The sequence below is a fragment of the Enterobacter sp. BIDMC 26 genome, assembly GCF_000534435.1.
In the GTDB taxonomy this organism is placed as follows: Bacteria; Pseudomonadota; Gammaproteobacteria; order Enterobacterales; family Enterobacteriaceae; genus Enterobacter; species Enterobacter ludwigii.
Genome location: NZ_KI973182.1, coordinates 3,636,884 through 3,660,172 on the forward strand (window position 1 = coordinate 3,636,884; position 23,289 = coordinate 3,660,172).

Annotated in this window: 26 protein-coding genes; 14 read left to right on the top strand and 12 right to left on the bottom strand. The window is 55.8% G+C overall.

Translation table 11 applies throughout. The features are described from left to right. Positions 1 to 303: 303 nt before the first annotated feature. On the top strand, positions 304 to 696 hold the full coding sequence (gene panM / locus L462_RS06215; protein ID WP_020884545.1) for an aspartate 1-decarboxylase autocleavage activator PanM: 393 nt from the start codon (positions 304 to 306) through the stop codon (positions 694 to 696). Positions 697 to 782: 86 nt separating this feature from the next. Here the strand turns inward: panM and livJ are convergent, their stop codons facing one another. From livJ to ftsY, 6 genes are all read right to left on the bottom strand, one after another. Continuing rightward, positions 783 to 1,883 carry a branched chain amino acid ABC transporter substrate-binding protein LivJ gene (gene livJ / locus L462_RS06210; protein WP_155964439.1) on the bottom strand — a complete coding sequence of 367 codons (1,101 nt, stop codon included), beginning with the start codon at positions 1,881 to 1,883 and terminating at the stop codon, positions 783 to 785. Between the two features lie 196 nt (positions 1,884 to 2,079). Beyond that, on the bottom strand, positions 2,080 to 3,345 hold the full coding sequence (locus L462_RS06205) for a 4-aminobutyrate--2-oxoglutarate transaminase (RefSeq protein ID WP_032679136.1): 1,266 nt from the start codon (positions 3,343 to 3,345) through the stop codon (positions 2,080 to 2,082). Between the two features lie 135 nt (positions 3,346 to 3,480). Then, positions 3,481 to 4,338 carry an RNA polymerase sigma factor RpoH gene (gene rpoH / locus L462_RS06200; protein WP_032679137.1) on the bottom strand — a complete coding sequence of 286 codons (858 nt, stop codon included), beginning with the start codon at positions 4,336 to 4,338 and terminating at the stop codon, positions 3,481 to 3,483. Between the two features lie 251 nt (positions 4,339 to 4,589). Further along, positions 4,590 to 5,645 carry a permease-like cell division protein FtsX gene (gene ftsX, locus L462_RS06195; protein WP_014172012.1) on the bottom strand — a complete coding sequence of 352 codons (1,056 nt, stop codon included), beginning with the start codon at positions 5,643 to 5,645 and terminating at the stop codon, positions 4,590 to 4,592. After that, positions 5,638 to 6,303, bottom strand: a complete 666-nt coding sequence (gene ftsE, locus L462_RS06190) for a cell division ATP-binding protein FtsE (protein ID WP_014172013.1) — start codon at positions 6,301 to 6,303, stop codon at positions 5,638 to 5,640. Before ftsE ends, ftsX begins: the two co-directional genes overlap by 8 nt. A gap of 2 nt (positions 6,304 to 6,305) precedes the next feature. After that, entirely contained in the window at positions 6,306 to 7,772 is a 1,467-nt protein-coding gene (ftsY, locus tag L462_RS06185) for a signal recognition particle-docking protein FtsY (RefSeq protein ID WP_032679140.1), read from the bottom strand. Between the two features lie 127 nt (positions 7,773 to 7,899). On the opposite strand from ftsY, the gene rsmD reads away from it, so the two are divergent. Together rsmD and L462_RS06175 are read left to right on the top strand one after the other, a co-directional pair. Continuing rightward, the gene (gene rsmD / locus L462_RS06180; RefSeq protein WP_032679141.1) at positions 7,900 to 8,502 is read left to right on the top strand and encodes a 16S rRNA (guanine(966)-N(2))-methyltransferase; all 603 of its coding nucleotides are present in this window, start codon (positions 7,900 to 7,902) and stop codon (positions 8,500 to 8,502) included. Continuing rightward, on the top strand, positions 8,486 to 8,767 hold the full coding sequence (locus L462_RS06175) for a DUF1145 family protein (protein WP_014172016.1): 282 nt from the start codon (positions 8,486 to 8,488) through the stop codon (positions 8,765 to 8,767). Before rsmD ends, L462_RS06175 begins: the two co-directional genes overlap by 17 nt. A 47-nt stretch (positions 8,768 to 8,814) precedes the next feature. On the opposite strand, the gene L462_RS06170 is transcribed toward L462_RS06175, so the two are convergent. Continuing rightward, a complete protein-coding gene (locus tag L462_RS06170; protein ID WP_032679142.1) occupies positions 8,815 to 9,174 on the bottom strand; it encodes a DUF2500 domain-containing protein in 360 nt (119 codons plus the stop codon). Between the two features lie 129 nt (positions 9,175 to 9,303). On the opposite strand from L462_RS06170, the gene L462_RS06165 reads away from it, so the two are divergent. Together L462_RS06165 and zntA are read left to right on the top strand one after the other, a co-directional pair. After that, entirely contained in the window at positions 9,304 to 9,930 is a 627-nt protein-coding gene (locus tag L462_RS06165) for a lysoplasmalogenase (RefSeq protein WP_014172018.1), read from the top strand. Between the two features lie 76 nt (positions 9,931 to 10,006). Next, a complete protein-coding gene (gene zntA / locus L462_RS06160) occupies positions 10,007 to 12,193 on the top strand; it encodes a Zn(II)/Cd(II)/Pb(II) translocating P-type ATPase ZntA (RefSeq protein WP_032679143.1) in 2,187 nt (728 codons plus the stop codon). Between the two features lie 42 nt (positions 12,194 to 12,235). On the opposite strand, the gene L462_RS06155 is transcribed toward zntA, so the two are convergent. The 4 genes from L462_RS06155 to tusA all read right to left on the bottom strand — a co-directional run bounded on the left by L462_RS06155 (position 12,236) and on the right by tusA (position 15,459). Continuing rightward, the gene (locus L462_RS06155; RefSeq protein WP_014172020.1) at positions 12,236 to 13,522 is read right to left on the bottom strand and encodes a TRAP transporter large permease; all 1,287 of its coding nucleotides are present in this window, start codon (positions 13,520 to 13,522) and stop codon (positions 12,236 to 12,238) included. A 10-nt stretch (positions 13,523 to 13,532) separates the two neighbouring features. Further along, a complete protein-coding gene (locus tag L462_RS06150) occupies positions 13,533 to 14,042 on the bottom strand; it encodes a TRAP transporter small permease (protein ID WP_032679144.1) in 510 nt (169 codons plus the stop codon). An 11-nt stretch (positions 14,043 to 14,053) separates the two neighbouring features. Beyond that, entirely contained in the window at positions 14,054 to 15,025 is a 972-nt protein-coding gene (locus L462_RS06145) for a TRAP transporter substrate-binding protein (RefSeq protein WP_032679145.1), read from the bottom strand. 191 nt (positions 15,026 to 15,216) lie between these two features. Then, the gene (gene tusA / locus L462_RS06140; protein ID WP_020884537.1) at positions 15,217 to 15,459 is read right to left on the bottom strand and encodes a sulfurtransferase TusA; all 243 of its coding nucleotides are present in this window, start codon (positions 15,457 to 15,459) and stop codon (positions 15,217 to 15,219) included. 166 nt (positions 15,460 to 15,625) lie between these two features. Here tusA and L462_RS06135 point away from each other — a divergent pair, with 166 nt between their 5' ends. Further along, positions 15,626 to 16,291 carry a 7-cyano-7-deazaguanine/7-aminomethyl-7-deazaguanine transporter gene (locus L462_RS06135; RefSeq protein WP_020884536.1) on the top strand — a complete coding sequence of 222 codons (666 nt, stop codon included), beginning with the start codon at positions 15,626 to 15,628 and terminating at the stop codon, positions 16,289 to 16,291. Between the two features lie 72 nt (positions 16,292 to 16,363). Continuing rightward, positions 16,364 to 16,921: a DcrB family lipoprotein gene (locus L462_RS06130; protein ID WP_014172025.1), complete on the top strand. Its 558-nt coding sequence runs from the start codon at positions 16,364 to 16,366 to the stop codon at positions 16,919 to 16,921. A gap of 4 nt (positions 16,922 to 16,925) precedes the next feature. Here the strand turns inward: L462_RS06130 and L462_RS06125 are convergent, their stop codons facing one another. Then, positions 16,926 to 18,143, bottom strand: coding sequence for an MFS transporter (locus L462_RS06125; protein ID WP_032679146.1), 1,218 nt, complete (start codon positions 18,141 to 18,143; stop codon positions 16,926 to 16,928). 144 nt (positions 18,144 to 18,287) lie between these two features. On the opposite strand from L462_RS06125, the gene L462_RS06120 reads away from it, so the two are divergent. The 7 genes from L462_RS06120 to L462_RS06090 all read left to right on the top strand — a co-directional run bounded on the left by L462_RS06120 (position 18,288) and on the right by L462_RS06090 (position 23,284). After that, positions 18,288 to 19,337 carry an AI-2E family transporter gene (locus tag L462_RS06120; protein ID WP_014172027.1) on the top strand — a complete coding sequence of 350 codons (1,050 nt, stop codon included), beginning with the start codon at positions 18,288 to 18,290 and terminating at the stop codon, positions 19,335 to 19,337. 323 nt (positions 19,338 to 19,660) lie between these two features. After that, positions 19,661 to 20,050, top strand: a complete 390-nt coding sequence (locus L462_RS06115) for an LptM family lipoprotein (protein ID WP_032679147.1) — start codon at positions 19,661 to 19,663, stop codon at positions 20,048 to 20,050. A gap of 67 nt (positions 20,051 to 20,117) precedes the next feature. Further along, entirely contained in the window at positions 20,118 to 21,182 is a 1,065-nt protein-coding gene (locus L462_RS06110) for a methyltransferase (protein WP_032679148.1), read from the top strand. A 64-nt stretch (positions 21,183 to 21,246) separates the two neighbouring features. Further along, complete coding sequence (locus L462_RS06105) at positions 21,247 to 21,969, top strand: beta-ketoacyl synthase chain length factor (RefSeq protein ID WP_032679149.1); 723 nt, start codon at positions 21,247 to 21,249, stop codon at positions 21,967 to 21,969. Continuing rightward, positions 21,966 to 22,781 (top strand): lysophospholipid acyltransferase family protein, encoded by an 816-nt coding sequence (locus L462_RS06100; RefSeq protein ID WP_025202835.1) that lies wholly within the window; start codon positions 21,966 to 21,968, stop codon positions 22,779 to 22,781. The genes L462_RS06105 and L462_RS06100 overlap by 4 nt, the downstream gene beginning before the upstream one ends. Beyond that, entirely contained in the window at positions 22,762 to 23,019 is a 258-nt protein-coding gene (locus L462_RS06095) for a phosphopantetheine-binding protein (protein ID WP_020884530.1), read from the top strand. The genes L462_RS06100 and L462_RS06095 overlap by 20 nt, the downstream gene beginning before the upstream one ends. 13 nt (positions 23,020 to 23,032) lie before the next feature. Then, positions 23,033 to 23,284 (top strand): acyl carrier protein, encoded by a 252-nt coding sequence (locus tag L462_RS06090; protein ID WP_014172033.1) that lies wholly within the window; start codon positions 23,033 to 23,035, stop codon positions 23,282 to 23,284. Positions 23,285 to 23,289: the final 5 nt, after the last annotated feature.

The following is a 23,289-nucleotide window of genomic DNA, read 5'->3' on the forward strand; positions in this document are numbered from 1 at the left end:
TTCATAAAAACCAGACTAAAATCTCTATTTTTCAGGCGATTAAGCAAAGATAATATTCTGAAATAGGGCAGAGATAAACAAATAAAATTGCAGTTTGCAGCATAAAATAACGGTACAAAGCGCCGAATAATTCACTGCCATTCAGGTTAAAATTCTGCTTATTTTTCGATCCATGTGTTTTCAAACTGCCCTTCGCGCTGCCAAAAAACTAATCACCTGGTGAGCCGGGATAAAAAGAGGAAGCCGCTGAGGGAATAAATTGAGTACACTGCCCCTACTCAATTTGATTTGGACAAGCAGCTAATGAAACTGACTATCGTGCGTCTGGTGACCTTTAGCGACCAGGATCATATCGACCTGGGCAAGATCTGGCCGGAATATTCCCCTTCATCGCTCCGTGTCGATGAGACACACCGCATCTACGCCGCGCGCTTTAACGAGCGTCTGCTCGCCGCGGTTCGCGTGACGCTGAGCGGCACCGAAGGGGCGCTGGACTCACTGCGCGTGCGTGACGTGACCCGTCGTCGCGGTGTGGGGCAGTATTTAATTGAAGAGATAATCCGTGAAAACCCGAACGTTACCTCCTGGTGGATGGCCGACGTGGGCGTGGAAGACCGCGGCGTGATGGCGGCGTTTATGCAGGCGTTAGGGTTTACGGCGCAGGAGAACGGGTGGGAGAAACGTCAGGTTTGCTGAATGCCGCCTGATGCCCTCACCCCGCCCCTCTCCCACAGGAGAGGGTGCAAATACTAAAACGGCAACCGAAAGGTTGCCGTTTGCTTTTATTTGGCGTCGGTCGCCGTTCCGTTAGCATGCCAGTCAAACACGCCGAACTCGAAGCCTTTCAGATCGCCCTTCGCATCCCAGGAAAGCGGACCCATCACGGTATCGACAGAGTTGCCTTTCAGCCAGGTGGCAATCTCAGCCGGATCGGCTGACTGGTTCAGACCCGCCTGCAGAGACTGCAGCGCAGCGTAGGTGGTCCAGACGAACGCGCCGCTTGGATCCTGTTTCTTCGCCTTGATGGCATCTACGATCGGTTTGTTCGCAGGCACCTGGTCGTAGTTCTTCGGTTTGGTCACCAGCAGGCCTTCAGCAGACTCACCGGCGATGTTAGACAGGGAAACGTTCGCAACCCCTTCCGGACCCATAAACTGGGTTTTCAGGCCGGCCGCACGTGCCTGACGCAGGATCTGGCCCATTTCAGGGTGATAGCCACCGTAGTAAACGAAATCAATATTCTCTTTCTTCAGACGCGCCACCAGAGTGGAGAAGTCTTTCTCACCGGCGGTGATACCGTCGAAGAAGACTACATTGGCATTGCCTTTCTTCAGACCATCCTGCACGGCACGCGCCAGACCTTCACCATACTGCTGTTTGTCGTGAACAATCGCGATACGCTTCGGCTTCACGTTGTCCAGAATGTATTTTGCCGCGGTTGGGCCCTGGTCTGAATCCAGACCGGTGGTACGCAGGGTCAGCTTATAGCCACGTGCGGTCAGCTCCGGCGCCGTTGCAGCCGGGGTGATCATCAGAATGCCTTCGTCTTCGTAGATATCAGACGCGGGCTGCGTGGAAGAGGAGCACAGGTGACCGATAACGTATTTGATTCCGTCGTTCACCACTTTGTTCGCCACGGCAACCGCTTGTTTCGGGTCACAGGCATCATCATATTTTACGATCTGCAGTTTTTCGCCCTTGATACCGCCCTTAGCATTAATGTCTGCAACCGCCTGTTCTGCGCCGGTAAATTCCTGGTCGCCGTACTGTGCTACCGGACCGGACATCGCGCCCACGACAGCCACTTTAATATCGGCCTGTGCCATCGTGCTGAATGCCAACGCAATACATCCTGCCAGTAACGCTTTACCCTTCATATTCATCCTGAGATTCCCCATTATTATGGTTATTACGATTGTCGTGATGTTGTTGTGTAGCGCTTTATTTCAGTTATAGGTATGACAGTCGCGCTTTTTCAGCATACTCTGCTAAAACATACCCCATTTTTATGATTTTGGAATAGCTAATTTGAAATGAATATATGATAAGCCCGGCAGGGATCACCGCCGGGCCAGGGCTTTAACGTGTCAGCGACGCGGAGATAATATCCAGCGCTTTACGGAACTGAACTTCGGGGATGGTAAGCGGATAGAGGAAACGGATAACGTTGCCGTACACGCCGCAGCTCAGCAGCAATAGACCTTCCTGCAACGCACGCTCCTGGACCTGACGCGTGAATTCAGGCGACGGCAGCCCGGTTTGCGGGTCGTTAAATTCCACCGCCACCATTGAGCCCTGGGCACGAATATCAGCGATAAACGGACAGTCGCCCTTCGCTTTGTTCAGCACTTCCACCAGATGATGGCCAAGATGCGCCGCGCGCGTGCAGAGATCCTCTTCATCAATCACATCCAGCACGGCATGGGCTGCGGCAATCGCCAGCGGGTTGCCGGCGTAAGTCCCGCCCAGCCCGCCAGGTGCGGGGGCATCCATCACCTCCGCCCGGCCTGAGACCGCCGAGAGCGGCATCCCGCCGGCCAGGCTTTTCGCCATGGTGATCAGATCCGGCTTCACGCAATGGTGTTCCATCGAGAACAGCTTGCCGGTTCGCGCAAAGCCACTTTGCACTTCGTCGGCAATCAGCAAAATTCCGTGCGTATCGCACAGTTCGCGCAGGGCCTGCATAAAATCGGCGGGGGCAATGTTGAATCCCCCCTCCCCCTGAACCGGTTCCAGGATAATGGCCGCCACCTGGTCCGGCGCAATGTCGGCTTTGAAGATGCGTTCGAGGCTTTTTAACGCTTCTGCTGTGCTGACGCCGTACAGATCATTTGGATAGTGTGCGTGATAAACCGATCCGGGAAACGGACCGAAACCGAGTTTGTACGGCGCCACTTTCCCCGTCAACGCCATCGTCATAAAGGTACGGCCGTGGAAGGCACCGCCAAAGGCGATCAGGCCAGGACGACGGGTATACGCGCGGGCAATTTTTACCGCGTTTTCGACCGCCTCTGCTCCCGTAGAGAAGAAAGCCGTTTTGGCAGGCCCATCAACGGGTACACGTTGGTTGATGCGCTCAGCAAGCGCCACATAGCCTTCGTACGGGACAATCTGGTATGCCGTATGGGTAAATGCGTGGAGTTGTTTTTCGATGGCGGCAATGACTTTTGGATGCCGATGGCCGGTATTCAGCACCGCAATCCCGGCGGCGAAGTCGATATACTCGTTACCCTCGACGTCCCACACCGTGGCATTTTCGGCTTTATCGGCGTAGAAGTTACACATCACGCCGATACCGCGCGGCGTCGCCTGCAAACGCCGGTCATTCAGTTCACTGTTTTTCACCCTGTCCCCCTGAGAAATTCACCTGCTTAGCGCATCTGTAAGTGTTTGCCAGGGGGAGGGAATTCGCCAGAGCGGGAGATAAAAAAACAAAACCCCCGAATTTGCATTCGAGGGTTATCGGGGACATCGCGGAAATTACGCTTCGATAGCGGCGCGAAGTTTTTTCATGGCGTTCTTTTCAAGCTGACGCACACGTTCAGCGGAGACGCCGTAGCGGTCGGCCAGCTCCTGCAGCGTGGACTTGTTGTCTTCGTCCAGCCAGCGGGCGCGGATAATATCCTGGCTACGTTCGTCGAGGCCTTCCATTGCTGAAGTCAGCTTGTTCGCGGCCTGATCTTCCCAGTTATCCTCTTCAATGTCGTCAGCAAAGTTAGAGGTTTTATCCTGCAGATACAGAACCGGTGCCATTGGCTGGCTGTCAGAGCCGTCGTCGTCGGAGGACATATCGAAGGTCATGTCCTGCGCGGCCATACGGGATTCCATCTCACGCACGTCTTTGCTGGATACGCCCAGCTCGCGCGCCACCATTTCAACTTCATCCTGATTGAACCAGCCCAGACGCTGCTTGGTTTTACGCAGGTTGAAGAACAGTTTACGTTGCGCTTTTGTCGTGGCGACTTTCACGATACGCCAGTTGCGCAGCACGTATTCATGAATTTCTGCTTTGATCCAGTGCACGGCGAAGGAGACCAGTCGCACACCCACTTCCGGGTTGAAGCGACGTACAGCCTTCATCAGACCGATGTTACCTTCCTGAATCAAGTCCGCCTGCGGCAGGCCATAGCCCGCATAATTACGAGCAATGTGAACAACAAAGCGCAGGTGAGACAGGATCAGCTTTTTCGCTGCTTCCAGATCGCCCTGGTAATGCAGCTTTTCAGCAAGCTCCTTTTCTTCCTCGGCCGTTAACATCGGCCAGGTGTTCGCAGCCCGGATATAAGATTCCAGGTTACCAACAGGGGCTAAAGCTAAAGTTTGCATTTCTTTGGTCATTCATTCCTCTCAATGTTTCTTCTGGTCCAGGCTGTCCCCATCAGGCAACAACCATGCCAAAGCGTTTGAGCCACGAGATTAGCATTCACTCTTTTATCAGACAGTGATTTTATCCACAAGTTCCAGGTGCAACGGTGAATAAATTATGCACAAATTGTGACATGGAGATGATAACAGGGGAAGAGACAACAGGGACGCTTTCCCTGCAGAGCGAACATCTCGGTGCAGGGAAAGATTATATCACGCTTTTATTAGTCGGGAGTAAAGTGACGTAAATGTTGCACGGTTGCCAGCCATGCTGCCACCCAGCCGATCATCGAGCACACCAGCAGCAGTAACAGGCACTCATCGAACCCTAAGCCACTGATATCAAACTTCGTTCCGAAAACCTGCGCCACCTCGGTTACGGCAGAGGACAGCCGCATCACCAAAATTTCTGACAATATCAGTGAAAGAAATGCGCCGGAAAAACCGAGCAATGCGCCGCCGTACAGGAACGGACGCAGGATGAAGCCATCCGTCGCACCAATCAGTTTCTGCACGTTGATGGTGTCGCGACGCGCGAAAATGCTCAGGCGCACGCTGTTACCGATGACGAGGAAGACCGCCGCCACCATCAGCACACCAATCATCGCCGCCACGCGCCCTACCAGCCCGGTCAGCGCAGCAAGACGCGCAAACCAGCTGTCATCCATGCGCACTTCATCAATCCCGTTGATACGGGTGATGCGGTCACGCAGGGTGTTGAGCGAATCGGTCCCCTGGAAATCGAGTTTCGGGATCACCACCGCCACGGCCGGGAGGGGGTTCTCTTCAAGCATGTCCAGCGCACCGCCAAAGCCTGACCAGTTACGGAACTCACCCAGGGCTTCTTCACGAGAGAGATAATTCACTTTCTCTACGCCCTGTTCGGCCTGGATTTGCCCCACAACCTGCGCCGCCGCGTTATCGTCGAGCGCCTTATCCAGATAGACCGTGATCTGCGGAGAAGGATAGTACTGCGACGCCGCCTGGTTAACGTTTTTATAGACCATGTAGCAGACGCTTGGCAGCGTCAGGGAGATGGCAATCACCATCACCGTCAGGAACGTCGCCAGCGGTTTGCTTTTCAGGTCCTGCAGCGCACCGTGGAAGGCATAACGCACCTGCTCGTTGAACACGTTGGTTTTGCGGGAGTTCGGCTTAGGCGCCGCTTTCGCACGCTTTGGCGCATTACGATTGCCGTCACCGCCGCCCTGCGGCTTACGGAAGCGGTCAAACCGGTTTCCGAACTGCCGAATCTGGTTTATTGCATCACGCTTATTCACCGAGGCCTCCGTGCAAATGACCGTCGCTCAGGGTCAGCATGCGGTACGAACGACGGGAAATCAGCCCGATGTCGTGCGTCGCCATCAATACCGTCACCCCAACGCGGTTAAATTCCTCAAACAGACGCAAAATCCCTTCTGACAGGGCGTCGTCCAGGTTACCGGTCGGTTCATCCGCCAGCAGTACCGCAGGTTTGTTCACCACCGCACGGGCAATCCCCACACGCTGCTGTTCACCGCCAGACAGCTGGATCGGGAAGTTCTTCGCTTTGTCCAGCAGCCCGACTTTATCCAGCGCCGCAGAGACGCGACGACGGATATCATCATAGCTGGCACCGGCAATAATCAGCGGAATGGCCACGTTATCGAAAACGGTGCGATCCATCAGCAGGTGGTGGTCCTGGAAAATCATGCCAATCTGACGACGCAGGAACGGCACCTCACGGTTTTTCAGACGGCTAATATCATGGCCGCTGAACCAGATTTTCCCGGCGCTCGGCCGCTCGATCCCACAGATAAGCTTGAGCAGGGTACTTTTCCCCGCGCCGGAATGGCCGGTCAGGAATGCCATCTCGCCTGGCTGCAGGTGGAATGTCACCCCCTGCAGCGCTTGTCTCCCACCGAGATAGGCCTTGCTGACGTGTTCAAAGCGAATCATTGTTAGTCCTCTCGGGCAAATAGTGCCTCAATAAAGTCGTCCGCTTTAAACGGACGTAAATCCTCAATACGCTCGCCCACACCGATGTAACGGATAGGAATATTGAACTGATCGGCCACGGAGAAGATCACCCCGCCTTTCGCGGTGCCGTCCAGTTTGGTCAGCGTGATCCCGGTCAGCCCTACCGCTTCATGGAACAGCTTCGCCTGGCTGATGGCGTTCTGTCCGGTGCTGGCATCAATGGTCAGCATAATTTCATGCGGTGCCTCTTCGTCCAGCTTCTTCATGACGCGGACGATTTTCTTCAACTCTTCCATCAGGTGCGCTTTGTTCTGCAAACGCCCTGCGGTATCGGCAATCAGCACATCCACGTTACGCGACTTCGCCGCCTGAATAGCGTCAAAGATAACGGAGGCGGAATCCGCACCGGTATGCTGCGCAATCACCGGGATGTTGTTACGCTGGCCCCAGACCTGCAGCTGCTCAACCGCCGCCGCACGGAAGGTATCACCTGCCGCCAGCATTACCGATTTGCCCTGCTGCTCAAACTGTCGCGCCAGCTTGCCGATGGTGGTGGTTTTCCCCACACCGTTCACGCCAACCATCAGAATAACAAATGGCGTTTTGCCTTCAATATTAAGCGGTTCGTCAACTTTTGCGAGGATTTCGCCCATCTCGTCTTTCAGCAGACCGTACAGCGCTTCGGCGTCACGCAGCGCCTTGCGGCTCGCCCCTTCGGTCAGACTGGCGATGATCTTACGGGTTGTTTCCACCCCAACGTCGGCGATCAGCAGTTGCTCTTCCAGCTCTTCAAAGAGATCGTCGTCGATCTTCTTGCCGCGGAACAGACTGATAAATCCGGAACCTAAGTTTTCTTTGGTTTTGAGCAGGCTACGCTTCAGGCGGGCGAAGAAACCTTCTTTGGTGGGTTTTTCCTGCTCCTGAGCAACCTCTTCACCCTGCTCTGGTTGCGCTTCCACCGGCACGACGATAACCGCTTCTTCCGCCGCGTCTGCCGCCAGCGCCTGGGCTTCCAGCTCTTCGTCGGTAAGCGCTGGCTCGTCTTGTGCTTCTTCTTCCACCGCCTCAACAATTTCGACGGTTTCTGCCTCGGCCTGCCACTCCTGCGCTGAAACCTCTTCGGCTTTCACCTCTTCCGGCAGCGGCAACGTTTCATGCTCGATAATCGCCTGCGGCGTATCGATAACGTCTTCTACCACAACGGGTTCTGGCTTCTCGCTTTCCTGAACCTGTTCGGTAACTTCCACCACCTCTTCAGCAAAGGCTTCGGTCTCTTCTTTGCTGTGCGCGTGCTCTTCCGCGTCGACAACGGCGGCAGTTTCTACCGGCGTTTCAGGCTGATACTGCTCTTCAACGGCTTGTTGTTCTTCGGTTTTCTGCTCTGTTTCTTGCTCTTTTTCACCGAAGCCCAGCCAGGAAAAGAAGCCACGTTTTTTTTGTTTTGCCATCTGCGACTACACTCCTCGCGGCGCTATATACATGGAAGCTAAAAAAATGATGAAATAGTCTAACACTTTACTTAATTGACATCACCGCCCGCAATCGCAGGCCAATTGTTAACAGAGCTTTCCAGAGATGAAGAAAACCAACCGCGCCCCAGCCGGTCAAATTCGTATTATCGGCGGCCAGTGGCGAGGCCGGAAATTACCGGTGCCGGATAGCCCCGGACTACGCCCAACCACGGACCGCGTACGCGAAACGCTGTTTAACTGGCTGGCCCCCTCAATGGTGGATGCCCACTGCCTGGACTGCTTCGCGGGCAGCGGCGCGCTGGGTCTGGAGGCGCTGTCGCGCTATGCCGCCAGCGCCACGCTGCTGGAAATGGAGCGCGGCGTTGCGCAGACGTTGCAGCAAAATCTGGCAACGCTGAAAGCGACCAACGCCAAAGTAGTGAATACCAACACACTGAGCTTCCTCGCGCAAAAGGGCACGCCGCACAACGTGGTGTTTGTCGACCCGCCGTTCCGCAAGGGGCTGCTGGAGGAGACGTTATCCCTGCTGGAAAACAACGGCTGGCTGGCGGATGACGCGTTAATCTACGTCGAAAGCGAAGTCGAAAATGGTTTACCGCCGGTCCCGGTACACTGGGATCTGCACCGAGAAAAAGTGGCAGGTCAGGTCGCTTATCGTCTGTATCACCGTCAGGCACAAGGAGAATCCAATGCCAGTACTGATTAATGTGGGACGTTTGTTGATGCTGGGCGTCTGGGCATTTCTGCTCCTCAATCTGGTGCACCCGTTCCCGCGCCCGATGAACATCTTTGTGAACGTGGCCTTTATCTTTACCACCTTCATGCACGCCCTGCAGATGGTGATGCTGAAAAACGGCCTGCCAAAAGACGGTCCGCAGATGACCGGCTGGCAGCAGCTGCGCGTGTTTATTTTTGGCGTATTTGAACTGCTGGTGTGGATGAAGAAATTTAAGGCCCAGGCGAAGAAGTAAGGCGCCTCAAGCCTCAGCTGACCCCTCTCCCTGCGGGAGAGGGAACATTACCGATCTGGCGTAAACCCTTCAAACCGCGACCCTTTGTAACTCAGAATCCCTTTTTCTCCCACCGTCAGTTGATGGTACTGCTGCGCCTCCAGACGGTAGGTCATCTCCAGCCCGCCGGTTTCCGGCTTAAAGCTCGCTTCATAGCGCATGGTGGCTCCCGCCGGCGTAACCTGCTGCTGGCGCGAGCGTCGGTCATTGAGGGCTTTCTCGCGTTTATTGCTTACCACCACGCGTTTTTGCATCAACGGCGCGGCATCGTTGTCCGCCTTCTCACGGCGCTGCTGCACGAAACGAAAGGAGGCGGCAATGACGATAATCGCCACCACAATAACGAAAAAAAGCGGCATCTTGCTCATTCAAAAATCCCATCAGATTATACGGAATTCAGGATACCTTGCCTTCCCCGGCATTGCCAAACGCCTGCCCCCATCACTACACTGAATAAGAAACTGATTATTCAGACTCAACAGTTACAGGGAGTTAATATGCTTTGGTCATTTATCGCTGTCTGTTTTTCCGCATGGCTTTACGTCGATGCATCCTATCGCGGCCCTGCCTGGCAGCGATGGTTGTTTAAACCCGTCACGCTGTTGTTACTCCTGCTGCTTGCCTGGCAAGCGCCCATGTTTAACGCCGTCAGCTATCTGGTTCTTGCCGGTCTGTGTGCGTCCCTGATTGGTGATGCCTTAACCCTGCTGCCGCGACAGCGCCTGCTGTATGCCGTTGGGGCATTTTTCCTGTCGCATCTGCTTTATACCATTTACTTCGCCAGCCAGATGACGCTCTCCTTCTTCTGGCCGCTGCCGCTGGTGCTGCTGGTCATTGGCGCGCTGCTGATCGCGGTGATCTGGACGCGTCTGGAAGAGATGCGCTTGCCTGTCTGCACGTTTATCGCCATGACGCTGGTGATGGTATGGCTGGCGGGTGAACTGTGGTTCTTCCGTCCGACGGCACCGGCAATGTCCGCGTTCTTTGGTGCCACGCTGCTGTTACTCGGGAATATCGTCTGGCTGGGCAGCCACTATCGTCGCCGCTTCCGTGCGGATAACGCGATTGCCGCCGCCTGCTACTTTGCCGGGCACTTCCTGATTGTGCGTTCGCTGTATATCTAAATAAGCCTTGACTCTGGAGTCGACTCCAGAGTGTATGCTGCGGTTAATGAGAAAATTATCATTACCGGAGACTGCCATGTCGACTCCAGAAACACCTAAAAAAGTTCCACAATTCTCGGCACTTAAGCTCAGCCCCGTTCCCGCGAAGGACGACTGCTGCTGCGACGGCGCATGCGAAACGCAAAACACGCTGCCGCTCCCGGAAAGCGCAAACCGCTACAGCTGGGTGGTCAACGGTATGGACTGCGCGGCCTGCGCCCGTAAAGTCGAAAACGCGGTAAAACAGGTCCCCGGCGTCAGCCACGTCCAGGTGCTCTTCGCCACCGAGAAGCTGCTGGTCAGCGCCGATAATGACATCAGCACGCTGGTTGAAGCCGCCGTCAGTAAGGCCGGTTACAGCCTGCGCAGCGAAACCGCACCTGTCGAAAAGACGTCAGCCCTGCGAGAAAACCTGCCCATTATCACCCTTGTCATCATGATGGCCCTGAGCTGGGGTCTGGAGCAATTTAACCACCCGTTCGGTAACCTGGCGTTCATCGCCACAACGCTTGTCGGACTGTTCCCGATTGCCCGTCAGGCCGTGCGGCTGATGAAAAGCGGAAGCTGGTTCGCCATCGAAACGCTGATGAGCGTGGCGGCGATCGGCGCGTTGTTTATTGGCGCGACGGCGGAAGCGGCCATGGTGCTGCTGCTGTTCTTAATTGGCGAGCGCCTTGAGGGCTGGGCGGCGAGTCGGGCACGGAAAGGGGTCAGCGCGCTGATGGCGCTGAAACCGGAAACCGCAACGCGGGTGACGGGCAGCGAACGCCAGACGGTGGCTATTAACACGCTGCGCCCGGGTGATGTGATTGAGGTCGCCGCCGGCGGGCGTCTGCCTGCGGACGGTGAACTGCTTACCGCCACGGCGAGTTTCGATGAAAGTGCCCTCACCGGCGAGTCGATTCCGGTTGAACGCTCAGCGGGCGAGAAAGTGCCTGCAGGCGCCACCAGCGTCGATCGTCTGGTGCAACTCACGGTCCTCTCCGGGCCGGGTGAGAGCGCCATCGACCGTATCCTGAAGCTGATTGAAGAGGCCGAGGAGCGTCGCGCACCCGTTGAGCGCTTTATCGATCGCTTCAGCCGGATCTACACCCCCGCCATCATGCTGGTCGCCCTGCTGGTGACAATTATTCCACCGCTGTTCCTGGGCGCAGCCTGGGAAGGCTGGGTTTATAAAGGTCTGACGTTGCTGCTGATTGGTTGCCCGTGCGCGCTGGTGATCTCCACGCCGGCAGCCATTACCTCCGGCCTGGCGGCCGCGGCGCGTCGTGGAGCGCTGATTAAAGGCGGTGCGGCGCTGGAGCAGCTGAGCCAGGTGCAACATATCGCCTTCGATAAAACCGGTACGCTGACGGTGGGTAAACCGCAGGTCACGGGCATTTATCCTCAGGAGGTCAGTGAAAACACGCTGCTCACCCTGGCCGCTGCCGTCGAACAAGGCTCCACCCACCCGCTGGCACAGGCAATAGTCCGCGAAGCGCAGTCGCGTGGGCTGGACATCCCTGCCGCCACCGCACAGCGGGCGCTGGTCGGGTCCGGGATTGAAGCCGACGTTGAAGGGAATAACGTCCTGATCGTTGCCGCGAATACGTTTCCGGCGGCCGGGCTGAGCCAGCCAGTCCAGGCGCTGGAACAGGCCGGGCAAACCGTGGTGATGGTGGTGCAAAACGGCGTGGCGATAGGGATGCTGGCACTGCGTGACACCCTGCGTGACGATGCAAAAGACGCCGTCGCCGCGCTGCATCAACTGGGCGTGCAGGGGGTGATCCTCACCGGGGATAACCCGCGAGCCGCGGCAGCGATTGCCGGTGAGCTGGGGCTGGCGTTTAAAGCCGGGTTATTGCCTGCGGATAAAGTGCGCGCCGTAACGGAACTGAACAACCATGCACCGCTGGCAATGGTGGGTGACGGCATCAACGATGCCCCGGCGATGAAAGCCGCCACCATTGGCATTGCAATGGGCAGCGGCACCGACGTGGCGCTGGAAACCGCCGACGCGGCGCTCACCCACAACCGCCTGACCGGGCTGGCGCAGATGATTGCTCTGGCGCGCGCCACGCGGGCCAATATCCGTCAGAACATCGGGATTGCGCTGGGCCTGAAGGGGATTTTCCTGGTCACCACGCTGCTCGGTATAACCGGCCTGTGGCTGGCGGTGCTGGCGGATACCGGCGCAACGGTACTGGTGACGGCGAACGCGCTCCGCTTATTACGTCGACAATAACACAAGATGCCCTCTCCCACCGGGAGAGGGCGGAAAACGGCGTTACTGCATCCCTAACACGCGCGGCAGCCACAGCGAGATGGCTGGGATGTACGTCACCATCGCCAGCACCACCAGCAGCATGCCGTAAAACGGCAGCATCGCGCGCACCACATGCTCGATTTTCTGTTTACTTACCGCGCTCGCCACAAACAGCACCGAACCGACCGGCGGCGTAATCAGCCCGATCCCCAGGTTCACCATCATGATCATCCCAAAATGCACCGGATCGATGCCCAGCGAATTGGTCACCGGCAACAGCACAGGCGTCAGGATCAGGATGATCGGTGCCATGTCCATTAACGTGCCGATCAGCAGCAGCATGATGTTGAGATACATCAGGATCACGTACTTGTTATCGGAGAGCGAGGTGAAGAACTCGGTGATACGGCTCGGGAGCTGCATGTAGGTCATCACCGCGCCAAACGCCGCCGCAAAGCCAATCAGTATCATCACGATGGTGACGGTTTTCACCGTCCTGCACATCAGCTTCGGCAGCTCGTTCCACTTGTAGTCCCGGTAGATAAACATGGTGACAAAGAACGCCCACAGACAGGCCACGGCAGCGGATTCCGTTGCGGTAAATATCCCGGACAGTATCCCGCCGAGAATAATCACTACAGTCATCAGCCCCCACAGCGCGTCCAGCGTGATTTTCAGCGCCTGCTTAAAGGGAATTTTTTCCCCTTTCGGGTAGCCACGTTTGCGGGCAAAGCCCAGACACATTGCCATCAGGCTTACGCCGAGCAGCAGCCCTGGCAGCACCCCCGCGATAAACAGCGTCGCGATAGAGACCGTTCCGCCTGCCGCGAGGGAATAAATTACCGAGTTGTGGCTGGGCGGGATCAAAATCGCCTGTACCGATCCGCTGGCGGTCACCGCCGCCGCATAATCGCGCGGATAGCCCTTCTTCTCCATCTCCGGGATCATTACGCTGCCAATGGAGGCCGTATCCGCCACCGACGAGCCGGAAATCGCGCCGAAGAACGTGGAGGCCACAATATTCACCAGCGACAGCCCACCGCGAATAAAGCCAACAAACACGTAGGCGAAATTGACCAGCCGTCGGGCAATCCCCCCTTCCGCCATAATCGCACCCGCGAGAATAAAGAAGGGGATCGCCAGCAGCGTGAATTTATTCACCCCGCTGGTTATCTGAATCATCAGCGCCTCGAGGGGTAAATCTATCCACAATGCGCCCGCGACGGCGCTTAGCCCGACGGCAAAGGCCACCGGCATCCCCAGCGCCAGCAAAATGGCGAGGGTGAATAACAAAACAAATGCATCCATTGTTCACCCCTTAACTGTGGTTGCCGATCAGCACGACGGGACGGTTTTCCTGCGAGCCAAACAGCAGGCGCTCAATCACAAACAGGATCAGAACGGCAGAGCCCACCGGCAGCGGCAGATAGCTCTCGCCGGAGGTCATGACCGGAAATTCGGCGACCGGTTGCTCCCAGAGTTCGACGCACAGCCAGTAGCTGTACCAGAACATCAGGCCAGCAATCAGCAGCATCAGCAGATCAACGGCCCGTGCGCAGACGGATTTTAACGGCCCGGGCAGCCGGTCGGTGAGCATATTCACCGCAATGTGCGAACCGGCACGGTAGCTGACCGCCGCGCCGATAAAGGTGAAGGTCACCATGCAGATGATGGCAACCGGCTCCGGCCAGGATTCACCGCGGTTAAGCACATAGCGCGAAAAAATGCCGATGGGGATCACAATCGTCATCACCAGCAGCGAAATGCCCGCCACGGCCATCGCCAGCAGGTAGAGACGGTCCATCCACTTCAGATAGAGTTCGGACATACGTACTCCGGTTACTTGACGTCAGCGATGGCTTTCATCAGATCCTGATGCTTTTCGCCATACTGGGCGCGCACCGGCTCTGTGGCTTTGATAAATACCGTTTTGTCGATCTCGTGGAACTGCACCCCGCCAGCCTTCATTTTTTCCAGCGCCTGGGCGTTATAGGCTTCCCACAACTTACGTTGTTCAAACTGGGCTTCACGGGCCAGGGTCAGGATCTTTTTCTGCTCGTCGGCGCTGAGTTTGTCCCACTTCACTTTTGAGTAGAGCAGCATTTCCGGGGTGATAAAGTGGCCGCTGAGGGTGTAGTTTTTGGCGACTGGCATATAGTTATGCGCGACATAGGTCGGTGGATTATTCTCCGCGCCGTCAATCACGCCGGTTTGCATTCCGCTGTAAACTTCGCTTACCCCCATTGCCACCGCGTTAGCGCCCATATCTTTCAGCGTCGCCAGCGCCACCGGACTGCCCTGTACGCGGATTTTCTTCCCTTTCAGATCGTCGGGTTTAACAATCGGATCTTTGGTGATCAGGTTGCGGGTGCCGGAGTCCATCCAGCCGAGGAACACCAGTCGTGATTTCGGGTTGGCAGTTAGCTTATCGCCAATTTGCTTGCCGATATCCCCGTCGATCACTTTGTGCATGTGGTCTTCATCGCGGAAAACGTAGGGCAGCGTGAAGACTTCGATATCGGGCAGGATGGCCGCCACCGGCGCCATCGAGACGCGGATCATATCGATCGCCCCCATCTGCGCCTGCTCAATCATCTGTTTTTCATCCCCCAGCACGCCGCCGGGGAAGACCTTAATCTCCAGCTTGCCGTCGGTTTGTTGTTTGAGTTTTTCACCCATTTGCTGAACCGCCACCACGTTCGGGTAGCCTTCAGGGTGCACATCGGCGGCTTTGATGGTTTGCGCAGCGACGGAGCAGGTAAAAGCGGAGAGGCACAGGGCGGCCAGTAACGGCTTGAGGGTCGTTTTCATCGGGTCAACTCCAGGGTAGTGAGATAAGCGTTAAAACAGTGTTTTATTTTTGTACGCTTAAAAACTAGACTACGGCCGGAAAAGCGGGGGTGAAGCGCCTCACAAAAGCGTGAAATTTTGAAACGATGGTTTAGAAAGGTTTTCTCCCTCTCCTTGTGGGAGAGGGTCGGGGTGAGGCCATCAGGCCGCATTTACCCCTTGCGGATCACATACCGGTACGGCAGCGTTTCGGTCTGCTGTGCCACCAGCTCATGTTCCATAAAGGTACAAAAACCGGGAATGTCGCGGGTGGTGGCGGGGTCGTCGGCGATGATCAGCAGCGTCTCACCGGTCTGCATGTTGCGCACGGTTTTACGTACCATCATTACCGGCTCCGGGCAGCGAAGGCCCTGAGCATCAAGGGTGTGGTCTGGGCTGGAAAACAGATCGGTCATGTTCTTCTCGGTCAGGTAAAAACGGCTGTAGTTTACGCCCCATCGTCGGCAATGCAACCAGGTTAACGATTGCGTAAAAACTAACCATTGCAATGTCCGGCCAAAGCAGTATCATGCTGCGGTTTTTATTGGGTTCCCTCACCCCAACGTATAAAAAGGTTACAACATGATGCAGTTTTCTGATTCGCAGCGCGTTAAAGCGTTGTTCTGGCTTTCGCTTTTTCATTTGCTGGTGATTACCTCCAGCAACTATCTGGTGCAACTCCCGATCTCCATCTTTGGTTTTCATACCACGTGGGGCGCGTTCAGTTTCCCGTTTATTTTTCTCGCCACTGATTTGACCGTGCGTATTTTCGGCGCACCGCTGGCTCGCCGCATTATTTTCGCGGTCATGCTGCCGGCGCTGTTCATTTCGTACGTGATCTCTTCCCTGTTTTATATGGGAAGCTGGCAGGGGTTCGAGGCGTTAACGCACTTCAACCTGTTTGTCGCCCGTATCGCCTCCGCCAGCTTTATGGCCTACGCGCTGGGGCAGATCCTCGACGTTCACGTGTTTAACCGCCTGCGTCAAAATCATCGCTGGTGGATGGCACCCACGGCGTCCACGCTGTTTGGCAACGTCAGCGACACGCTGGCCTTCTTCTTTATCGCATTCTGGCGTAGCCCGGACGCATTTATGGCCCAGCACTGGATGGAAATCGCCCTTGTGGACTACTGCTTCAAGGTGCTTATCAGCATTGTGTTCTTCCTGCCGATGTACGGCGTCCTGCTGAATATGCTGCTGAAAAGACTCGCAGATAAATCTGAAATCACAGCATTGCAGGCTGGTTAAGGGTTCGCTTTATCAGTTGTGATAAGATGAGCCAATCAGCCGTTATGGCCGTTTATCGAAAGGAAGAAGTTAATGCGCAATCTGGTTAAATATGTCGGGATTGGCCTGCTGGTTGTGGGCCTTGCAGCCTGTGATAACAGCGACACGAAAACGCCTGCTCAGGGCGCGTCTGCAGAGAGCAACGCCACCGGTCAGCCGGTGAGTCTGCTGGACGGTAAACTCAGTTTCTCTCTGCCGGCAGATATGACTGACCAGAGCGGCAAGCTGGGTACCCAGGCGAACAATATGCACGTTTACTCCGATGCAACCGGGCAGAAAGCCGTTATTGTGATTGTGGGCGACGACACCAGCGAAGACCTGGCCGTCATGACCAAACGTCTGGAAGATCAGCAGCGCAGCCGCGATCCGCAGCTGCAGGTCGTGACCAATAAATCTATCGAACTGAAAGGCCACACGCTGCAACAGCTGGACAGCATCATTTCAGCAAAAGGCCAGACCGCTTACTCTTCCGTGGTGCTTGGCAAGGTCGATAACAAACTGCTGACCCTGCAGATCACTCTGCCGGCGGAAAATCAGCAGAAAGCGCAGACAGCTGCTGAAAACATCATTAACACCATCGTGATCCAGTAATTCTTCACGATGATGACGTGGCCTCCGGTGCCTGCACCGGGGGCCATTTTTTTAGCCGCCATGTCAGCATCAATGCGATAACCACCAGACCCGCCGCGGCAAGATAGATTACCGGTACCCCTGCCCACGCCATCACCAGCCCTGCCAGCGGCCCGGTAATGCCCAGCGACATGTCCATAAACACCGTGTAGGTCGCCAGCGCCGACCCCTGGTTCTGCTGTGGCACGGCTTTTACCGCGACCACGCCGAGTGCCGGGAAGACCAGCGAAAAGCCAGCGCCGGCGAGGAAAACGCCCATTTTCGCCATCCACGGTGCGGTGGCAATCCCGGTCAACACCAGCCCGACAATCTCTACCGCAAAGCAGATCAACGCCACATTCAGTCCCCCCAGACGGTTGATACCGTTCGGGAAGAGCAAACGCGCGCCGACAAACGCACAGCTAAACAGCGTCAGGGCAAAGGCTGCGCCGTCCCAGCCTTTGGCGTCATAGAAGAGAGTAATGAACGTGGCGATCACGCCGAAGCCGGTGGTTGCCAGCGCCAGCGCCATACCATAAGGCCAGACGCGCCCCAGCACCGCCCTGAATGGCAGTGGCTTGCCTTTGCTGGCCTTCACCTTCGGGCGCGGCAGGGCAAACAGAATCGCGAGCAGCGCGACGACCATAATGGTGATAGCCAGCCCGGATAGCCCGCCATAGGCATAACAGATCACCCCCAGCGGTGCGCCCAGCGCCATTGCGCCGTAGGTGACGATACCGTTCCACGAGATCACCCGGCCAATATGGGACGCACCCACCACACCCACGCCCCACAGCGTCGAACCGGTGCCCGCCAGACTTTGTCCGATACCCAGAATCACTCGCCCCAGACAGAGCAGCGCCAGGCTGGCCAGCGGCCAGTGGCTGGTGGTGGCGGCCAGCAGGTAGCCCAGACCACTCAGAAAACAGCCGCAGAGCCCGACAATGACGATGCGCTTTGGCCCAAACAGATCCGCATAGCGCCCGGCATGCGGGCGGCTCAGGAGCGTGGCGAAATACTGCAGGCTGATGACCAGCCCCGCCCAGAATGCGCTAAAACCCATGACGTCATGGACATAGCCCGGCAACACCGCCAGCGGCAGGCCAATCGTCAGATAACTGGCGAAGTTAAAAATCACAACGGAAACAATGCGCAGATTGAGGCGCAATCCGCTCAGCGCCGGTTCGGCGGCATGCTCTGGCATGGGGTTTAACCTGAATTTTTACAACAGTGTTTCACTATTACCACGGCAGGATAAGAAAATCAGCACTGACTTTCAGATTATCGGCTCCAGACGAAGCGGCCACCGGGCACTACACTTAACGGGCTATCACATTAAGGAACCCGCATGATACCGAACCAGTCCGACAAAGCAGGACTTCACATCTTATTAAAACTCGCCTGCCTGGTGGTTATCCTCGCAGGTATCCATGCTGCCGCTGACATCATTGTCCAGCTCCTGCTGGCGCTCTTTTTTGCCATTGTGCTTAATCCGCTGGTGACCTGGTTTTTGCGCCGGGGCATCAGCCGTCCGGTGGCCATTACTATCGTGGTCATCGTGATGATGATTGCCCTGACGGCGCTTTTCGGCGTGCTGGCGGCGTCGCTCAGTGAATTCTCCACCATGCTTCCGCAGTACAACAAAGAGCTGACGCGTAAGATCGTTTCGCTTCAGGAGATGATGCCTTTTCTTAACCTGCATATCTCACCCGAGCGGATGTTACGCCGCATGGATTCAGAGAAGGTCATGACCTACGCCACCACCCTGATGACCGGCCTTTCCGGCGCGATGGCCAGCATCCTGCTGCTGGTGATGACGGTGGTGTTTATGCTGTTCGAGGTCCGCCATGTTCCTTATAAGCTGCGCTTTGCGCTGAATAACCCGCAAATTCATATTGCGGGTTTACACCGGGCCCTGAAGGGCGTGTCCAAATATCTGGCCCTGAAAACGCTGTTAAGCGTCTGGACCGGGGTGATTGTCTGGCTGGGACTGATGCTGATGGGCGTGCAGTTCGCGCTGATGTGGGGCGTACTGGCGTTTCTGCTGAACTACGTACCCAACATCGGCGCGGTGCTTTCCGCCGTGCCGCCGATGATTCAGGCGTTTCTGTTCAATGGCTTTTACGAGTGCATGCTGGTGGGGGCGCTGTTTCTGGTCGTGCATATGGTGCTGGGCAATATCCTTGAGCCGCGCATGATGGGCCACCGTCTCGGAATGTCGACGCTGGTGGTGTTCTTGTCGTTGCTGATCTGGGGATGGCTGCTGGGGCCGGTCGGGATGTTACTGTCAGTCCCGCTGACCAGCGTGTGTAAGATCTGGATGGAAACCACCAAAGGTGGCAGCAAACTGGCGATCCTGTTGGGTCCCGGGCGACCGAAAAGCCGACTGCCGGGATAACGGGTCCCACAGCGCGTAACTGTGCAACACACCGAAAATTACCGCGACGCTCACCGCGCGGTAATTTTCATTTTCGGTAAGGAGGATTTCGCGTTATTTATCCCGCCCTAATAAATGAATCGTCATGCAAATATTTATTTAACGCAAATTACACGGCATATAATTCTCACCCTTTCATTTCAATGCATTACACCTCCCGTCACGTAAAATAAATACCCACTTTTATATCGACAAAAATTATCCTCATTAGCGATAATACCCCGCCAAAATATAATTTTTTAAAATTACTGATTTAAATTGTTATTATTGATACGGAGTTGTTGATGAAAAAGATCATTAAATGGTTTGCTACTGTTGCTGTCGTCGGCGCACTGGCCGGTTGCGCGCGTACCGCCCCAATCGATCAGGTTCACGCTACTGTCAGTACAGGCCACACCGCAGAGCAGGTGAAAACCGCCATTCTGAAAGCAGGCCAGAAGCGCGACTGGATCATGAGCGAAGCGGGCCCGGGCGTAATTAAAGGCCGTCTGCAGGCACGCGACCACTCGGTCGAAATCCGTATTCCTTATTCTGCGACAAGCTATTCAATTAATTACGAAAGCAGTATGAACCTGAAAGCCGCCGACGGTAAAATTCACAAAAACTATAACCGCTGGGTTCATAACCTCGACCACGATATTCAGATGAACCTCTCTGCAGGCGCCGCGCTGTAATATTTTCCTCATGTCGGGCCGACATGGCCCGATAACGTTTTTCTCGGCCTCATAAGGTTACGCACACATGTACGAAAAGGACACCCTCAACGCGCTGGATGCCATTACCGAAGCGCAACGCATCGCTTTTGCGCCGATGCTGTTTCAGACCGCGCGTTGTCTGCGTAATTCGGGCGTGCTTTCCTGGCTGGATAAAAAAGGGAAAACAGGGGCAAGTCTCGAGGAAATAACCGAAAACAGTACCCTGAGCAGTTATAGCGTAAGCGTATTGCTGGATATGGGATTAAGCGGACGGATCGTTACCTGTAAAGAAGGGCGCTATTTCCTGGCAAAGGTGGGCCATTTCTTATTGCATGACACCATGACTCGCGTGAATATGGATTTCACGCAGGATGTTTGTTACCAGGGGTTATTCCATCTGGCCGATGCCCTGCAGGAAGAAAAACCGGCGGGATTATCCGTGTTTGGTAACTGGCCAACCATCTATCCGGCATTATCACAATTACCCGCGCAGACAAAAGAGAGCTGGTTCGCTTTTGATCATTACTATTCTGATGCCGCTTTCGACGCGGCGCTGCCATATATATTCGCAAGCTCGCCGACAAAATTGTACGATGTGGGCGGAAATACGGGTAAATGGGCGTTACGCTGCTGCCGCTATGACGACAATGTTGCCGTGACGATCCTTGACCTGCCACAGCAGATAACGCTGGCGCAGGAAAACATCGAAAAAGCAGGTTTATCTCATCGCATTGGCTTCCATGCTGTCGATATGCTTAGTCATGCGACATTGCCGGGTGAAGCCGATATCTGGTGGATGAGCCAGTTCCTGGATTGTTTCTCTCCGGACCAGATTGTCGCCATGTTGACTCGCGTTGCACAGGTTATGAAGCCCGGCGCGCGACTGTGCATCATGGAACTGTTCTGGGATGCCCAAAAATTTGAAGCCGCCTCATTCAGCCTGAATGCTACCTCGCTTTATTTCACCTGTATGGCGAACGGCAACAGCCGGTTTTACAGTGTAGAGAAATTTTATCACTACCTGGAGCGGGCCGGTTTCCACGTAGAACAGCGGCTGGACAACCTTGGGGTAGGTCATACCCTTTTGATTTGTCAAAAAATTGAACAATAGAGCAGTTGAACTGCCCGGCAGGCTTGCCTGTCTTTTAATGATGGTTTTCCGCGGACGCGCGTAGATGAAATTTTCACTGAACATAATTGACTGGCAGGCAAGAGCGCCAGGCCTGAGCGATGCCGCAGAGTGGCAGGCGTGGTCACGCCAGCACCTTACCCTCGACCCGGCTGCGCCGCTGCCTAAGCTTACCGAACTGCCAATGATGACCGCGCGCCGCCTCAACTCGGGCAGTAAGCTGGCGGTAGACCTCGGACTCACCCTGCTTCGCCGCCACGCGATTGATGCCGTTGTCTATTCCAGCCGTCATGGCGAACTGGAGCGTAATTTCCGCATCCTGCACTCCCTGGCGACCGGTCAGGCCGTCTCGCCGACAGACTTTGCCATGTCCGTGCACAATTCGGCGGTGGGCAACCTGACGATCACTGCGCGACACCCCATCGTCTCGTCTTCTGTTTCTGCCGGGCTGGACACCTTCCAGCAGGCATTATATGAAGTGTTGAGCCTGCTTCAGGCGGGCTATTCCCGCGTCTTGCTGGTCGATTTTGACGGCGCCCTGCCCGATTTTTATCATCCGGGTTTACCGCCGCAGATGCCCACCTGGCCCTACGCGCTGGCCCTGGTGATTGAAGCCGGGAGCACACTGCAGTGTGAAACCCACAGCGGCAGCACGGGTGAAGAACCTCCCCTGCCGCAGAGCCTGATGTTCCTGCAACGTTACCTCCGCGATGAACGGCAGTTTGTGGTTTCAGGCGAACGTCTGCTGTGGCAATGGACACGCGAATGAGCCGCCTGACTGCCCGTATCAACTGGTTATGGCGTCTGATGATGACCGGCTTCTGCTTCGTGCTGTTTGGCACGGGCGGGTTGCTGCTGTCGCTGGTGTGGTTCAATCTGCTGTTGCTGGTTCAGCGCGACCGCGCCAGACGCCGTCGCCTGGCGCGTCGCAGTATCGCGGCCAGCTTCCGCTTTTTCTTACATGTCGCCCGTGGCACCGGGGTACTGGACTATCGCATTCACAATCTTGACGCCCTTCGCGGGGATCGCGGTTGTCTGGTGGTGGCCAATCACCCGACGCTGATTGATTACGTGATCCTGGCGTCCGTCATGCCCGAAACCGACTGTCTGGTGAAAAGTGCGTTGCTTCGCAATCCCTTTGTCAGCGGCGTCATTCGCGCAGCGGATTACCTGATTAACAGCGAAGCGGAAACGCTCCTCAGTGCAAGCCAGCAGCGTCTGGCCCAGGGCGACACGCTGTTAATCTTTCCGGAGGGCACACGAACCCGGTCGGGAGAGGCAATTTCCCTCCAGCGCGGCGCGGCAAATATTGCCGTGCGCTGCCACAGCGACCTGCGCATCGTGGTGATCCACTGCAGCGAACCTCTGCTGGATAAAAAAAGTCACTGGTACGACGTACCGCCCGTAAAACCTGTTTTCACCGTAGATGTTCGCGATCGCGTGAATATCGACGCTTTTTACGATGCGAAGACACAAGAACCGGCACTGGCGGCAAGGCAGTTAAACCGGCATCTGCAGCATCGATTAACATCAGGCCTTCAATCTTTGTCAGGAATTAATGATGCAAGCGCTTCATCTTGAAATTAAAAATCTCATCATCACTACGCTGAATCTGGACGAGCTTACCGCCGAGGATATCGATACCGATGCTGCGCTGTTTGGTGATGGACTGGGCCTCGACTCTATCGACGCCCTCGAACTTGGCCTGGCCGTGAAAAACCAGTATGGCGTGGTGCTGTCTGCCGAAAGCGAAGAGATGCGTCAGCACTTCTTTTCCGTCGCCACGCTGGCTTCTTTTATCAACGCTCAACGCGCCTGAGATGTGATCCGTTATGACTGAACAAGAAACCATTTATCAGGAAGTCTGCGAACTCCTGGCTACGCTGTTTGAACTCGACCCACAGGAAATCACGCCTGAGGCTCGCCTGTACGAAGATCTGGATCTGGACAGTATCGATGCAGTGGACATGATTGTTCACCTGCAGAAGAAAACGGGGACGAAAATCAAACCGGAAACCTTCAAATCTGTCCGTACCGTGCAGGATGTGGTTGACGCTGTCGCTCAGCTTTTGCGCGACGAGTAAACCAC

What these genes read in the sequence shown, in the direction of transcription:
- panM (WP_020884545.1), top strand. Translation starts at nt 304, where the DNA reads ATGAAACTGACTATCGTGCGTCTGGTGACCTTTAGCGACCAGGATCAT.
- livJ (WP_155964439.1), bottom strand. Translation starts at nt 1,883, where the DNA reads ATGAATATGAAGGGTAAAGCGTTACTGGCAGGATGTATTGCGTTGGCA.
- rpoH (WP_032679137.1), bottom strand. Translation starts at nt 4,338, where the DNA reads ATGACCAAAGAAATGCAAACTTTAGCTTTAGCCCCTGTTGGTAACCTG.
- ftsE (WP_014172013.1), bottom strand. Translation starts at nt 6,303, where the DNA reads ATGATTCGCTTTGAACACGTCAGCAAGGCCTATCTCGGTGGGAGACAA.
- ftsY (WP_032679140.1), bottom strand. Translation starts at nt 7,772, where the DNA reads ATGGCAAAACAAAAAAAACGTGGCTTCTTTTCCTGGCTGGGCTTCGGT.
- rsmD (WP_032679141.1), top strand. Translation starts at nt 7,900, where the DNA reads ATGAAGAAAACCAACCGCGCCCCAGCCGGTCAAATTCGTATTATCGGC.
- L462_RS06175 (WP_014172016.1), top strand. Translation starts at nt 8,486, where the DNA reads ATGCCAGTACTGATTAATGTGGGACGTTTGTTGATGCTGGGCGTCTGG.
- L462_RS06170 (WP_032679142.1), bottom strand. Translation starts at nt 9,174, where the DNA reads ATGAGCAAGATGCCGCTTTTTTTCGTTATTGTGGTGGCGATTATCGTC.
- L462_RS06165 (WP_014172018.1), top strand. Translation starts at nt 9,304, where the DNA reads ATGCTTTGGTCATTTATCGCTGTCTGTTTTTCCGCATGGCTTTACGTC.
- zntA (WP_032679143.1), top strand. Translation starts at nt 10,007, where the DNA reads ATGTCGACTCCAGAAACACCTAAAAAAGTTCCACAATTCTCGGCACTT.
- L462_RS06155 (WP_014172020.1), bottom strand. Translation starts at nt 13,522, where the DNA reads ATGGATGCATTTGTTTTGTTATTCACCCTCGCCATTTTGCTGGCGCTG.
- L462_RS06150 (WP_032679144.1), bottom strand. Translation starts at nt 14,042, where the DNA reads ATGTCCGAACTCTATCTGAAGTGGATGGACCGTCTCTACCTGCTGGCG.
- L462_RS06145 (WP_032679145.1), bottom strand. Translation starts at nt 15,025, where the DNA reads ATGAAAACGACCCTCAAGCCGTTACTGGCCGCCCTGTGCCTCTCCGCT.
- tusA (WP_020884537.1), bottom strand. Translation starts at nt 15,459, where the DNA reads ATGACCGATCTGTTTTCCAGCCCAGACCACACCCTTGATGCTCAGGGC.
- L462_RS06135 (WP_020884536.1), top strand. Translation starts at nt 15,626, where the DNA reads ATGATGCAGTTTTCTGATTCGCAGCGCGTTAAAGCGTTGTTCTGGCTT.
- L462_RS06130 (WP_014172025.1), top strand. Translation starts at nt 16,364, where the DNA reads ATGCGCAATCTGGTTAAATATGTCGGGATTGGCCTGCTGGTTGTGGGC.
- L462_RS06125 (WP_032679146.1), bottom strand. Translation starts at nt 18,143, where the DNA reads ATGCCAGAGCATGCCGCCGAACCGGCGCTGAGCGGATTGCGCCTCAAT.
- L462_RS06120 (WP_014172027.1), top strand. Translation starts at nt 18,288, where the DNA reads ATGATACCGAACCAGTCCGACAAAGCAGGACTTCACATCTTATTAAAA.
- L462_RS06115 (WP_032679147.1), top strand. Translation starts at nt 19,661, where the DNA reads ATGAAAAAGATCATTAAATGGTTTGCTACTGTTGCTGTCGTCGGCGCA.
- L462_RS06110 (WP_032679148.1), top strand. Translation starts at nt 20,118, where the DNA reads ATGTACGAAAAGGACACCCTCAACGCGCTGGATGCCATTACCGAAGCG.
- L462_RS06105 (WP_032679149.1), top strand. Translation starts at nt 21,247, where the DNA reads ATGAAATTTTCACTGAACATAATTGACTGGCAGGCAAGAGCGCCAGGC.
- L462_RS06100 (WP_025202835.1), top strand. Translation starts at nt 21,966, where the DNA reads ATGAGCCGCCTGACTGCCCGTATCAACTGGTTATGGCGTCTGATGATG.
- L462_RS06095 (WP_020884530.1), top strand. Translation starts at nt 22,762, where the DNA reads ATGCAAGCGCTTCATCTTGAAATTAAAAATCTCATCATCACTACGCTG.
- L462_RS06090 (WP_014172033.1), top strand. Translation starts at nt 23,033, where the DNA reads ATGACTGAACAAGAAACCATTTATCAGGAAGTCTGCGAACTCCTGGCT.